The organism is Spirosoma koreense (assembly GCF_054777875.1).
Map to the genome: position 1 here is coordinate 663,491 of NZ_BAAHAC010000005.1, position 13,203 is coordinate 676,693.

The following is a 13,203-nucleotide window of genomic DNA, read 5'->3' on the forward strand; positions in this document are numbered from 1 at the left end:
CCATTCAACATGATCCTCTATAAAAATAAAGGTCTTCTGCCCTCTATCTGGCATTTTCACACAGGCCCCACGGCAAAATCGCTCCTGCGCCGACTTATCGTTGTGGCCATTTATGTAACGGTTATTACGATCGGTGAAATGCATTACACCGACCTGCGTTTAAAAGATACCCCATCGTCGTTTTTGGGTGCTATGGGTATATTGCTAAGCCTACTGCTGATTTTTAGGACCAATACGGCATACGACCGCTTTTATGAAGGACGGCAGGCCTGGGGAACCCTGGTCAACAACTGCCGGAACCTGGCCATTTATTTCAATGCCGTTTTGCCCCAGGGCGATAGCGAAAGCCGGGCGTTTTTTGCCAAAGCCATTTCCAATTTTCCGTTCGCCTTAAAGAATCACCTGCGCGAGACTTCCGGCACGGCCGAACTGGACATCGTTGAAGAAGGGGAACGCCGGGACCTGAGCAATTTCGATCACAAGCCGGCGGGGGTATCCAATCAACTCTGGGTAAAAACAGAAATTTTGTACCGCGAGGGGCACATATCCGAGTCGCAGCACATCAACCTGAACCAGTATCTGACAGCTCTGATGGACGTATGCGGGGTTTGTGAACGGATCAAAAGCACACCGATTCCGTTTTCCTACATGCTTTTTATCAAGCTGTTCATTATGCTTTATGTAGCGTTGCTTCCGTTTACGGTCGTTACGGCCTTTGGGTATTTAACGATCCCGGCCGTATTGCTGGCATCGTATGTGCTGGTGGGCCTTGAGATGATCGGCGAAGAGATCGAAGAACCATTCGGACTCGAACGAAACGATTTGCCCCTGAATCAGCTAAGCCGGCTGATCCGGGTAAACGTCCACGATATACTGCAGATACAACTGCCGCATACCGAAAAGCAGGCCGCCAAACCGGGCTTTACTATCGTTACGTAGCTAATCTTCGGCTTCGATAAGGCCACCGTTCAGGTGATAAATAATCTTGTCCTTAAGCTCCGGCTGTCGGAGGAAGTCTTTTACTGCCACGCGACTCCGAACGCCGTTGGTACAGACCACAAGCAGCGTATAGTAGGGGAGAAGTTCGGCTTTCCGGGCACGTATGTCGGGTAACGGCACGTTCAGACCGCCGATGTTAAATTCATCGAACTCCCACTCGTCGCGTACATCAACAACAACTGTGTCGGGCTGCTGGCGTAGGCTTTCCAGTTCAGCCAGGGTAATATCGGTGTAATGTTGAGCCGTCATATATAAGCTATTCATGGTCTGACTCCTGCCGAACCTGTTCGACAAGAGCTGCCGTAGCGCCTGTCAGATGGGCAATTTTCTCGGATGAAAAATCAGTTTCCGCCAGCAGATTTTTTATTACCTGTAATTGGGCTTTGCTTTCTCCTTTCTGTAACCCCTCCTGTATGCCTTTTTCTGTACCTAGCAGAAATCCCAGGTTACGGCCTTTTACATAGAAAGGGTCATTTTGTTCGTTCACGTACTTGGTAAGATTATCCATGGCTATTTCGAAAAGGGGTTGAATATTACGCAATTGAACCAACACCCGCAATTGTGCGATGTACTTTTGAAACACCAGCGGCCCCGGAGCAGTTTCATCCAGTCTGTCGAGTAGTTGCTTCAACACAACCGGCGATTCCTGCGGTTGAAAATCGGCCAGCACGCTCAATAAAATTTCCTCCGGTGTTTCCGATCTGAGAAAGAGTTGATGATCAAGCTCCTGAAAACTAATCAGGTTGTACCGGAAGGACAAATCGCCTAGCTGTAAACTCGTCGTCATCCGGACGGGGGCCGGACCCAGGTAAAAAACGTACTGGCGTACCGGAAGTTCGTATTGCTCCAGCAGCATAGCACAGTAGACGTGCATGCGATGAACCATCTTTAGATCATTGGCCAGTTGAAATTCGAGATGCAATACGAACGTATGACCCGACTGATCTGTAATGCGTTTGAGCGCGTCCGGTTTACGTTCTTTCGTATGCTGCAAATCGTCGGGCAACTCTTCCGCCAAAGCGACCTGAATGTGGAGCACTTTCTCGATAAGTCCGGGAATACTGGCTTCCAGATTCTCCTTTAATATTTTGTCGTACTGACTAGCTTGCTTATATGAACGGCGCTTCATGTTGCAAGTATACCGGATAATTGGTTTGAGTGATAAAATTAGTCTGTCAATCTGTCAGCTTGTACCGTGCTGGAACAGGATTTGAAGGCGGGTCAGCTATACCAATAACCTCATTTTAGCACGTATAATGGAAACCGTACAGAACGAAAAAGGCGAGCGGGGGCAGATCTCCATCCATACCGAGAATATTTTCCCGATTATCAAAAAATTCCTGTATTCCGATCACGAAATTTTTCTGCGCGAGCTGGTCTCCAATGCTGTCGATGCGACCCAGAAGCTGCGTCAGTTGGCCTCATTTGGTGAGTTTGGCGGTGAATTAGGCGACCTGAAAGTGACGGTTTCGCTCAACGAAGAAGCGAAAACCATTACCGTCAGCGATAACGGTATCGGGATGACCGCCGATGAGATCAAGAAGTATATCAACCAGATTGCCTTTTCGGGTGCGTCCGATTTTCTGGAAAAGTACAAAGATAAAACCGACGATAAAGGGCAGATCATTGGTCACTTTGGGTTAGGTTTTTATTCGGCTTTCATGGTGGCTGAATCGGTCGAAATCGTTACGAAGTCCTACCGGGATGGCGCCGAAGCGGCCCGCTGGGTTTGTGACGGCTCTACGGAATTTGAGCTGACAGCGGCCGAACGCGCTGATCGGGGCACCGACATTATTCTGCACATTGCTCCTGATTCGGAAGAATTTTTGAATAAAGGTCGGCTGCGGGGTATCCTGGATAAATACGCTCGTTTCCTCCCGGTTCCGGTTGAATTCGATGGAGAGGTGGTCAATAACACGAATCCGATCTGGACGAAAGCGCCTTCGGAACTCACCGACGAAGATTACAAGACCTTCTATCGGGAGCTGTACCCGATGAGCGAGGAACCGCTGTTCTGGATTCACCTGAATGTGGATTATCCGTTCAATCTGACCGGGATTCTGTATTTCCCGCGGGTTAAAAACGAACTGCGGTTCCAGCGGGAAAAGATCCAGCTCTATAGCCGTCAGGTGTTTATCACCGACGAAGTAAAAGACGTAGTGCCCGACTTCCTGATGATGCTGCACGGGGTGATCGACTCGCCGGATATTCCGCTGAACGTATCGCGGAGCTTCCTGCAGGCCGACGCCAACGTGAAGAAAATCAATGGCTACATTACCCGTAAAGTTGCCGATAAACTCAATGAGCTGTTCAACGCCGACCGGAAGGCGTTCGAAGAGAAGTTCGACGACATCGGGCTCTTCATCAAATACGGCATTCTGAGCGACGACAAATTCTGGGATAAAGCCAAGAATTTCGTGCTCCTCAAAAACACCGAAGGTGTTTATTCGACACCCGACGAGTACCGCGAGAAAATCCAGGCCAACCAGACCGACAAGAACGGAACCCTGGTGCTGCTTTACACCTCCGACCGCAAACAGCAGGATGCGTACGTAGAGTCGGCCATTCGCCGGGGTTACGATGTGCTGCTGCTCGACAACGTGATCGATTCACACTTCATCAATGCGCTGGAGCAAAAACTGGAAAAAGTACATTTTCAGCGCGTCGATGCCGATACGCTCGATAAGCTGATCGACAAAGGACTGAGCAATGAAAGCGTATTGTCGGAAGCCGATCAGACCAGACTGAAGGAAGTGTTCGAACAGGTACTGAACAACAAGATGCTGAACGTGAGTGTCGAAGCCCAGCCGACCGACGAACTGCCCGTTACTATTACGCTGCCCGAGTTTATGCGCCGGATGAAAGACATGTCGGCCCTGTCGGGGGAGCAGTCGTTCTACGGAAACCTGCCCATGACTTACAACGTCGTTGTGAACGCCAATCATCCGCTGACCGGGAAAATCCTGGCCGAAACCGATGCCGATGTCCAGAAGTCGCTGGCTAAGCAACTGTACGACCTGGCGCTCCTGTCGCAGAACATGCTGACAGGTTCCGATCTGACAGCGTTCGTCAGACGAACTGTTGCCGGATTGTAATCAAGCGCTTTATACTGTTTTCAATCTTTAACGGGAATGGGTGATCTGCCATGGCAGATCACCCATTCCCGTTAAAGATTGAAATAGCAGCTATGATAAAGTATTAATTTTATTGAAAATCAGGCAACGGTGGCTGGTAGATCAGTGAAGGCTACTGATGGAAGCGTGAAGAAGGACGACAGTTCCAGATCATAAATTATCGTATATGAATCAATTGGGAATGAGGGTTTTAGTGCTAGTACTTGTCGTTTTCCTGCCCGACTATGCACTAGGCCAGCAAAATCTAGCTTTTGTCGACTCCATCAGACAGGAAAAGAAAATCCCCGAAATAAGCTACGCGGTAGTCACTGCGGACAAAACCCTGGAACTAGCCGTTTGTGGAAACCATTCAGTTGCATTGAACGAAAAGGGGACGTTGGATGACCGATTTCATATTGGCTCCAACACCAAAGCAATGACTGCTTTTGTAGCCGCCAAATGTGTCGAAAACGGACGTATACAATGGAAAACTAAATTTTTCGACCTTTTCCCAGCGTGGAAGGCGCAATCGAACAAATCGTATTGGCAAATAACCTTAGTAGATTTACTATCACACAGAGCGAAAATACAACCCTTTCAGGGAGAAAACGATCCTGACATTCCTGACTTTAAAGGCAGTAAGCAAGCCAGAAGGAAGGAGTTCGGAAAGTTCGTTCTCACCCTGAATCCTGTACTCCCAGACTCCAGCCATCAATTTGTGTATTCTAACGCTGGTTATACATTAGCTGCCTTAATGTTGGAGAAAGCCACCAACCAAAGCTGGGAACAGTTGATCAGTAAAGTTTTTAATAGCGATCTGAAACTGGATGTAAAATTTTCGTGGCCCGATAATCAACATAACCAGGATACCTGGGGCCATCTCCAGGAAGGCAGTAAACTAACGCCTTTGGCCTCTGACAAAGCGTATTCATTGGATTATACTGAACCGGCGGGGGATCTAAACTTAAAACTAAAAGATTATATAAAATTCATTCAGCTAAATATCCGTGGGTTGATGGGGCAGAACAATTACCTGAAAGCCAGTACCTATAAGTTTATTCATGAAGGGATAGCCAGCTATTCTTTAGGCTGGTATAATATATACGAAGGCGACTCCAGCTTTTCGACCCATGCCGGTACCGCTGGTACCTACTATTCACTAACCCATATCGATCGAAAACGAGGGATCGGTTATGTAATCTTTACCAATTCGTTTAACGAAGAAACGGTAGATGGTGTACGATCAGTTATGCGCCGTCTCAAAGCCTCCTATGCTTCCTACAAATAGATCGCCATTCTAAGGAAGTTTGTTTTGGTTACCTGGAATGGCTGGGAAAAGCGGCCGCCTTAGCTGACTGACCGATTCTATAAGCAAACTATCGATGCTTTGTTGATCAAAATAGGGTGTTGCGGGATAGTCAGTTTTATAATAGCCATAGCCTGTACGTACCCCCTAAAACAGAATCCCATCATCGTCATACAAGGGGCGATAACTGAACCGTACAGACAAGTAATTTGAGCCGTGCAGGAAATAGGCCGGGCCGAACAACCCTGATCTTTGTGTCATCAAATCATAAAAAACAGCGATGACAACGATAACAAAAATAAATCTCGGCCAGAACGGCCCCCTCGTTTCCAAACTCGGGTTGGGCTGCATGCGCATGTCGTCTGTATGGGGTAGCCCGGCGGCAGACGAAAACGAAAGTGTGGCTACCATTCAAATGGCGTTGGACAATGGGATCAATTTCCTGAATACCGGCGATTTTTATGGAAGTGGGCACAACGAACTGCTTGTCGGAAAAGCCATTAAGGGCAGACGGGACGACGCCTTCATCAGCGTAAAATTCGGGGCGATTTTTTATAACGGTCAATGGATCGGGCTGGATCTGCGGCCCGTAGCCATTAAAAACTTTATCAACTATTCACTGGTACGCCTGGGAATCGACACCATCGACCTCTATCAGCCGTGCCGACTTGATAACAGTGTTCCGGTCGAAGAAGTGATTGGCACGGTTGCCGACCTGATCAAAGAAGGAAAAGTGCGCTACCTCGGCGTGTCGGAAATCAACGCCGAACAACTGCGCCAGGCCCACAGTATATATCCGGTAACCGCTTTGGAAATAGGGTATTCGCTGGCCGATCGCCAGATAGAAAGCGACTTGCTTCCTGCGGCTAAAGAACTGGGGATTGGGGTGGTCGCCTTTGCCAATACGGCCGAAGGATTGCTTACCGGTGCGATGAAAGCACCCCTGCCCGCCAACGATTATCATAACCATTTCTCGCGTTTTCAGGGCGAAAATCTGATAAAGAACCTCGAAAAGGTTGACGTGTTAAAGCAAATGGCGCAGGAAAAAGGCTACACACCGACCCAGCTAGCCATTGCCTGGGTGAATGCGCAGGGTGATCATATCATGCCATTGGTCAGCATGAGCCGACGAGTGCGGCTTCCGGAAAACATGGAGGCCATGACGATCGAGTTCACCGCCGACGAGATGAATACGCTCAACACCCATTTTGCGCCGGGTGCGATACTGGGCAGTACCTATCTTCAACGATAGGGAGATACCCCACAAGACCTACTTTTACTATTTTTTACGCGGTGACAAATCCAACTGAAATAATTCCGGGAGTTATCTTCTTCTCTTATCTCTCGACCATGCGGAAGGAGAAGGTAGCCTTTCTGGAGCATAATACCCTGGTATTACAGGTTTCAGGTCGATTTTCGATGGAAACCGCCAGCCAGCGAGTCTCGATGGGGCGGGGGGAGATGTTGCTGATCCAAAAAAATCAATTAGGCGAAATCACGAAGATGCCCGTAGAGGGCGAGGCCTACCAAACGATCGTTATCAGCCTGAAAGAAGACCTGCTCAGAACGATTGCTCTTGAAGAGCAAATCGAGACAGGTCAAAAATACACGGGCCCTCCCAACATTCTTATTCCGGGAAACGATTTCCTGCACGCCTTCTTTCAATCCGTGATTCCCTACGTTCGTCATCCGGAAGAAAAAATAACCAATGCGCTGGGTATGCTGAAGGTAAAGGAGGCAGTGCATCTTCTCCTCTATACGATGCCTCAACTGGAAGAATTCTTATTTGACTTTTCTGAGCCTTACAAGATGGATCTGGAAAAGTTCATGCTCAGCAATTTTCATTACAACGTGCCCATTGAAAAATTTGCCCGGCTGACGGGCAGAAGCCTGGCGGGGTTTAAGCGCGATTTCCAAAAGCTATTCGGGATGGCACCCCGCCACTGGCTTCAGGAAAGAAGACTCTCGGAAGCCCGGCACCTGATCGAAGACCGAAACAAAAAGCCATCTGCCATCTACCTCGACCTGGGATTTGAAAGCCTGTCTCATTTCTCGCACTCGTTCAAAAGGAAATTCGGTAAAGCGCCCACCGAGTGGTAAAATCAGGTGCGGCTGCCCACTCCGGGGAGTGGGCAGCCGCTTATAGATACACTGGGACTAATTAAACGATCTGCGTCTGTCTGGGCTGATGGGTATAAAACTCGGTCAGTTCGCTGAAGAGTGTCTGGCCTTTATCGGCATTGTACCAATTTTGCAACTGTAGGATAACGGTAGCCGCATCTGTCTGGGCGGCTAGCAGGCTTTCCCGTAACAACTGCGCCGGTTTGGGGCGAGGTCCCCAGGTAAACAGGTCGTTGCCGTTCAAATCCCGTACGATAAGCTTCGGAATACTCTTGCCACCGTTCGTTAAGTACGAGTTGATTAGAAATGGTTCGCTGTCGCGAAGTTGCAACTCGTAGGTAATCAGCGGGCTTTGTTCGGCCAGCCGCACCAGAAACGGGAGCGAGTGGGCCGCATCGCCACACCAGGGTTCCACGATAATAATCCAGTGCTGGGGTTCGGTTAGCTCGGCCAGTTTCTGCACAAGCGCTTCATCTAGTTGCATGGTCTTTTCCCAGCGCTTCATCCGCGAATAATTCAGCTTCGTGTAGTACATGTAGTCGGCCTTGGTATAGGGCGGCTGGGGAGTGGGGCTGTTGAGAATGGTCTCAAACAATTGTTTGTATTCTGTGTAGTTCATAAGAATAGTAATGCTACTAAGCGATAGCATTTGCCTGAACCCAGGGTAGGTCGTTTGCTATTCGAACGCAGGAAAACCAATTTTCATTCGTTTAGCGGCCATTACCCAGCGCAATGTGCTGGGTAAATGACTGGTTGCAGTCCGATAGCCATCTTGTTGAAATACATACGAGCGTTTCTCTGTAAACAGGACTACCTCAGATCATGATCTTGCCGAAAGAAAGAGACCCACGGTTTATAACGCTAAGGCGGGGTGGCACCTTAACCGATTCCACGCATCAGTTGCTGGCCTTATGGGCGGCTACCTGTGCCGAACACGTACTGCACCTCTTCGAGCAAGCCAACGCTGAGGATAAACGACCCCGACAGGCTATTGAGTTGGCGCGAGCCTGGACAAAGGGAGAGATACCCATGAAACAAGCGCATAAAGCGGCTTTTGCGGCCAATGCAGCCGCCAGAGGTATGCCCGATGCCGCTCGGTTTGCCGCTCTGGCCGCCGGACAGGCCGTGGCTGTGGCTCACGTGGCGGCCCATGAGCTGGGGGCCGCGGCCTACGCCATACGAGCAGTGCGGGAATCAGTCGACGAACAGGCAAAGGATGCAATGGCGCAACGCGAATGTCAATGGCAGCGGGACCAGCTTCCCGCTACTATCCGTGAACTGGTTCTGGATGACCAGATCGTACGGAACCACCTCTGCTGGTCTGTGTTCAGTTGTTGAGGCTGAGTCGAAAATCAATTCAGGAGGGTAGGGTATCTGGTAAACAGGTTAAGGATAGCGCTTTTGGTCAATTATGAAAGTACTGCTGGTTGAAGACGAAGTGAGTCTGGCCTCGTTTATCCGCAAGGGCATCGAGAGCGAAGGCTACGAAATAGACGTGGCTTACGACGGCCTGATGGGCCAGCGGCTGGCTGATAATAATATCTATGACGTTATCGTACTGGATGTCAATCTGCCACATATCAACGGCTTTGACTTATGTCGGCACATCAAGCACGCTTCTCCCCGGTTACCCGTCCTGTTATTGACCGCGCTGGATAGCTTGCCGGACAAAGAAAGTGGGTTCGGGGCAGGGGCGGATGATTACCTGGTCAAGCCCTTTGAGTTTCGCGAACTGATGCTTCGGATCAAAGCCCTGGCCCGGCGGAACAGCGCCTTTACGGGCCTGAAAACCGTGCTGCGGGTGGCCGACCTGGAACTCGATACCGAAGCGCACTCGGTTAGCCGGGCTGGTCAGCGGATCGAACTGACCGCCCGCGAATACGCGCTTCTGGAATACCTGATGATCAACCAGGGACGGACCGTCAGCCGCGTCGATATTGCCGAGAAAGTGTGGGATCTGCACTTTGATACCAATACCAACGTCATCGAGGTGTATATCAATTACCTGCGTAAAAAGATTGACAAGGAGTTCAGTCCGAAACTATTGCATACCGTAGTGGGGATGGGGTATGTCTTACGGAGCTAGGGATGCAGATCAAACATAAGCTCATACTGTGGTTTTCTTCGCTGGTAGCCAGCATTCTGCTGATTTTTTCAGTCTATGTGTACAGCACCTATGCCAGCTTCCGGCAACGCTCTATCGAAGATCGACTGGAGCGGAAAGCCCGCGTCACTGAGCAACTGCTTACGCTCAAAGGAGCTGTAGCGGGCAGCGTCATTACCTCCATACCCGAACAGGTCGAATTTGTTTATTCGCCCACCGATAGTTTGATCTATAGCAGCCAGCGCACCAACGACTTTATGGCCTCACCCGCCTTCCGGCAGCGGGTCCGTCGGGAGCGGCTGGTTCGGTTTCAATACGAAAGTTCTGGCCATGCGTATCCGAAAGATGGCGTCGCGCTAAGCTACGCAGGGGTGTCGCCATCGCCTGACGGACAGGAGTATGTAGCGGTCGTAACGGCCTACGACCAGGATGGCTATCAACGGCAAAAGCAGTTACGCGATCTGTTTATCGTAGGTAACCTCGTAGCAATCGGTCTGGTAATTCTATTGGGTTATTTTTTCGCCCGACAGGCGCTGAAGCCGCTCAATAAGCTGATCGATCAGATCGATACGCCCGCGGCCAGTACGCTGCCTTTTCGATTGCACACAGATAATCCGCAGGATGAGGTAGGCGTTCTGGCTCGGGCCTTCAACGACCTGCTCACCCGACAGGAGCGGCTGGTCGACAATCAGCGATCGTTTATTGCTCAGGCTTCCCACGAGCTACGTACTCCACTGACAACCATCAAGGGCTGGCTGGAAACCTCTATGCTGTATGACGCCGACGCGGATGGCCTCAAGCGAGGCATGGCTCAGGCGGTGACCGAACTGGATAAACTAACTGCGCTGGCCAATGGGCTCCTGCAACTGGCCCGCATCGAGGGCGTCGACGCACAACTGGACCGTCAACCCCTTGAACTGGTCGAGATTGTTCTGGATGCTGCCGATACGCTCGGCCAACAGCGGGTCGGGCAATCGCTGTCAGTACAACTGAGTGATGGGGTCCTGGAGCAGGCTACCCCTATTCGGGTCATGGGCAATGCGTACTTACTGAAAACCGCTCTGTTGAATCTGCTGGACAATGCCGCAAAATACTCCAGCGGACAACCCGTTGTGTTATGTCTGGAAATGGATACCGACGAGCGGGCCCGTATTCGTATCGAAGATCGGGGCATTGGTCTCTCTCCCGGCGAAGAAGAGCGCGTTTTCCTACCCCTGGTTCGAGGTTCTAACGTGCAAGCAATCGGGGGGTTCGGGATCGGGCTAACCTTAGCCCACCGCATTATTACACTTCATCAGGGCCGGCTCCGGCTACTTCCCCGGCCAGACGGAGGAACTATCACCGAAGTTATTCTGCCGTTACAGCTCACGTAGTAACTAACAACTATGTGTCATAAACTCAAACAGGCCTAATTCATGATACATTGATTTGTGAGTCAGCATTTTAAGACTGTTTAATAAATTGAATAGATGTATGCTGCTCCTTCTTTTACTGGTTCGAAAAACGGGCGTTTCAAGAAATGTCAGGCACCCATGAAAGCATTTTCTATAAACCACAAGTCTTTTTTCGAGGCAAACGAGTACCTCGAACGAATCATTTTCAAGGTACTCGTTTGCCTCGAATGCGTCATCTACTTCGCGCCAATAATAATCTCGGCCACCTCCCGCTTCGTATGAAGATTCCAATGCGTTTCAGCTACTTCGTCGACATGAATGGTCGGCATATCAGCGGGGAAATCACCTTTTGAGCCTACGCCCTCACCGACCACAATGGCCCCAATCGATACGATACCCACGTATATATTGTCCTGACCCAGGTCCTCATGAAGCAAGCGTGCATAATTGAGTAATGCTCCGGCAGCCACGCCAAAACTGGCTGTGGCGAAGTTAGGATGCTGCGCGGCTGACGCCGTAGTGAACAGGATACTCCCCGATTTGCGACCGACCATTTGCGGAAGCACCGTTTGTACGGCCGTGATGGCCGAGAGTACCTGAAAATCTAAATGATATTGTTCATTGGCAACATCAATGTTTCGGGGAGTCCGCAGGGTTTCCCAGGCAGGTGAAGGGCTAAATTCCAGTACGTCGATAGCGCTAAATTCATCGATTACCTGATAAAGCGCCCGGGTAATGCTATCTCTGTCGAGAATGTCGGCTTTGAAAATGCTTGCCGTAATGCCCCTGGCTTGCAGTTTGCTTTGGAGCGGAGCAAGCTTCTCTGTATTTCTGGATAAGAGGGCTACGTTGTAACCTTGCAGACCAAATTTTTCAGCGATTGCAAACCCTACACCAGGGCCAGCACCGATAATGGCGATTGTTTGTGCCATAATGTTAAGAAGATTTTTGGGAGTGAGAACTACGAAATTTTGGGATTGGCTCTAGGCTGAAACAGGTTATGCCAGGCCCAATACGACATCCCCGCAGCGGCAAGAATCAACAGGGTAACGCCCCATTTTTCAGGGCCGCCATGGGTGGCCATCAGGGTGTAGGTTGCCCCGATGAAGTAAAAGATGAAGCCGAAATAGGCTGCCTGCTGGAAGCGTCGAAGCGCGGGAACCAGAATGGTAATGGCGCCGACGACTTTAACGACACCGAAAAAGGGCATGAAATAATCGGGTAGTCCCAGTGCTCTGTTGACCTGGACCAACTGGTCAATCATAAGGATGTTGAAGATGCCCGCTAAGCCAACGAGGGCCAGGAATAAGGTGGATACCCAGTAGATTAGTTTTACGTGCTTGGTATTCATAATGGATTGATGTTTGGAAATTGTAATGGGTCTGATTTGCTGTCAATGAACATCAATGACAGTCCCCCTCTGGTGTGCATACCGCTCCTTCGACGATGTCTATTTTCTCGCGGTTAGTCTGTAACCATTGCTCGTATGCCGCAGCTAGTGCCTGAGCGAATACATTGGGTTGTTGCGCACCGCTAACCGCCTGTGTTTGATTGAAGAGAAAGAAGGGCACCCCGGTAGCTCCCAGTTGTCGTACCCGCTGGGCGTCCTGGCGAACATCGTCTTTATACTGGTCGGATTGCAGCACCTGCTTTACTTCAGCCGGTTGAAGTCCTACCTCCGTGCTCAAGGCGAGTAACGTTTGGTGGTCGCTCAGTAAGGCCCCTTCGGTGAAATAGGCCCGGAAAAAGCGCTCTTCCAGTTCGTTGGTCAGGTTGTATTTTTTGGCCAATTGAATGAGCCGATGGGCATCCAGTGAATTGGTGATCTTCGCCTGATCCAGTCGGTAATCCAGGCCCGCATCTTTGGCTGTTTGAACCAATATTTTATGAACCTGAATGGACCACTCGCGAGTTTGTCCCTTCAATTCGGCGACATAGTCATAAAATCTTTTGTTGGGTTGATACATCAAATTGGGATTCAGCTGGAAGCTATGCCATACAACCTCCAGGGAGTCCCTGGCGGGAAATTCAGCGAGTGCTTTTTCGAAATTTCGCTTGCCGATATAACAAAAGGGGCACATGACATCACTCCAGATATCGACGCTCATTTTGGCGTTCATCTTGTTTATGGTTTTATGTTGAAAAACGGGCGATCTCGACGGCTGG

Annotated in this window: 14 protein-coding genes; 8 read left to right on the forward strand and 6 right to left on the reverse strand. The window is 50.0% G+C overall.

The genetic code is table 11. The features are described from left to right. The first annotated feature begins 9 nt into the window (after positions 1-9). Positions 10-939 carry a bestrophin family protein gene (locus tag ACYVC2_RS08580; RefSeq protein ID WP_461101893.1) on the forward strand — a complete coding sequence of 310 codons (930 nt, stop codon included), beginning with the start codon at positions 10-12 and terminating at the stop codon, positions 937-939. Here the strand turns inward: ACYVC2_RS08580 and ACYVC2_RS08585 are convergent, their stop codons facing one another. Beyond that, entirely contained in the window at positions 940-1,248 is a 309-nt protein-coding gene (locus ACYVC2_RS08585; protein WP_461102325.1) for a rhodanese-like domain-containing protein, read from the reverse strand. Between the two features lie 7 nt (positions 1,249-1,255). Further along, entirely contained in the window at positions 1,256-2,128 is an 873-nt protein-coding gene (locus tag ACYVC2_RS08590; protein ID WP_461101894.1) for an RpnC/YadD family protein, read from the reverse strand. 127 nt (positions 2,129-2,255) lie between these two features. Between ACYVC2_RS08590 and htpG the strand changes: the two genes are divergently transcribed. The 4 genes from htpG (at position 2,256) to ACYVC2_RS08610 (ending at position 7,518) form a co-directional block, all read left to right on the forward strand. Next, the gene (gene htpG / locus ACYVC2_RS08595; protein WP_461101895.1) at positions 2,256-4,094 is read left to right on the forward strand and encodes a molecular chaperone HtpG; all 1,839 of its coding nucleotides are present in this window, start codon (positions 2,256-2,258) and stop codon (positions 4,092-4,094) included. A gap of 205 nt (positions 4,095-4,299) precedes the next feature. After that, positions 4,300-5,400: a serine hydrolase domain-containing protein gene (locus ACYVC2_RS08600; protein ID WP_461101896.1), complete on the forward strand. Its 1,101-nt coding sequence runs from the start codon at positions 4,300-4,302 to the stop codon at positions 5,398-5,400. A 298-nt stretch (positions 5,401-5,698) separates the two neighbouring features. After that, entirely contained in the window at positions 5,699-6,670 is a 972-nt protein-coding gene (locus ACYVC2_RS08605; protein WP_461101897.1) for an aldo/keto reductase, read from the forward strand. Positions 6,671-6,711: 41 nt separating this feature from the next. After that, positions 6,712-7,518 carry a helix-turn-helix domain-containing protein gene (locus tag ACYVC2_RS08610; protein WP_461101898.1) on the forward strand — a complete coding sequence of 269 codons (807 nt, stop codon included), beginning with the start codon at positions 6,712-6,714 and terminating at the stop codon, positions 7,516-7,518. Between the two features lie 61 nt (positions 7,519-7,579). Here the strand turns inward: ACYVC2_RS08610 and ACYVC2_RS08615 are convergent, their stop codons facing one another. Beyond that, a complete protein-coding gene (locus ACYVC2_RS08615; protein ID WP_461101899.1) occupies positions 7,580-8,158 on the reverse strand; it encodes a thioredoxin family protein in 579 nt (192 codons plus the stop codon). Between the two features lie 203 nt (positions 8,159-8,361). Between ACYVC2_RS08615 and ACYVC2_RS08620 the strand changes: the two genes are divergently transcribed. The 3 genes from ACYVC2_RS08620 to ACYVC2_RS08630 all read left to right on the forward strand — a co-directional run bounded on the left by ACYVC2_RS08620 (position 8,362) and on the right by ACYVC2_RS08630 (position 11,016). Beyond that, a complete protein-coding gene (locus ACYVC2_RS08620) occupies positions 8,362-8,877 on the forward strand; it encodes a putative immunity protein (RefSeq protein ID WP_461101900.1) in 516 nt (171 codons plus the stop codon). Positions 8,878-8,950: 73 nt separating this feature from the next. Further along, positions 8,951-9,625 carry a response regulator transcription factor gene (locus ACYVC2_RS08625; RefSeq protein WP_461101901.1) on the forward strand — a complete coding sequence of 225 codons (675 nt, stop codon included), beginning with the start codon at positions 8,951-8,953 and terminating at the stop codon, positions 9,623-9,625. 2 nt (positions 9,626-9,627) lie between these two features. Beyond that, positions 9,628-11,016: a sensor histidine kinase gene (locus ACYVC2_RS08630; protein WP_461101902.1), complete on the forward strand. Its 1,389-nt coding sequence runs from the start codon at positions 9,628-9,630 to the stop codon at positions 11,014-11,016. 257 nt (positions 11,017-11,273) lie between these two features. Here ACYVC2_RS08630 and ACYVC2_RS08635 read toward each other — a convergent pair whose 3' ends face one another. The 3 genes from ACYVC2_RS08635 to ACYVC2_RS08645 are packed head-to-tail and all read right to left on the reverse strand — an operon-like array spanning position 11,274 to position 13,157. Beyond that, positions 11,274-11,969: an SDR family NAD(P)-dependent oxidoreductase gene (locus ACYVC2_RS08635; protein ID WP_461101903.1), complete on the reverse strand. Its 696-nt coding sequence runs from the start codon at positions 11,967-11,969 to the stop codon at positions 11,274-11,276. A 29-nt stretch (positions 11,970-11,998) separates the two neighbouring features. Beyond that, positions 11,999-12,388, reverse strand: coding sequence for a DoxX family protein (locus ACYVC2_RS08640; protein WP_461101904.1), 390 nt, complete (start codon positions 12,386-12,388; stop codon positions 11,999-12,001). A 52-nt stretch (positions 12,389-12,440) separates the two neighbouring features. Next, positions 12,441-13,157: a DsbA family oxidoreductase gene (locus ACYVC2_RS08645; RefSeq protein ID WP_461101905.1), complete on the reverse strand. Its 717-nt coding sequence runs from the start codon at positions 13,155-13,157 to the stop codon at positions 12,441-12,443. Positions 13,158-13,203 lie beyond the last annotated feature (46 nt).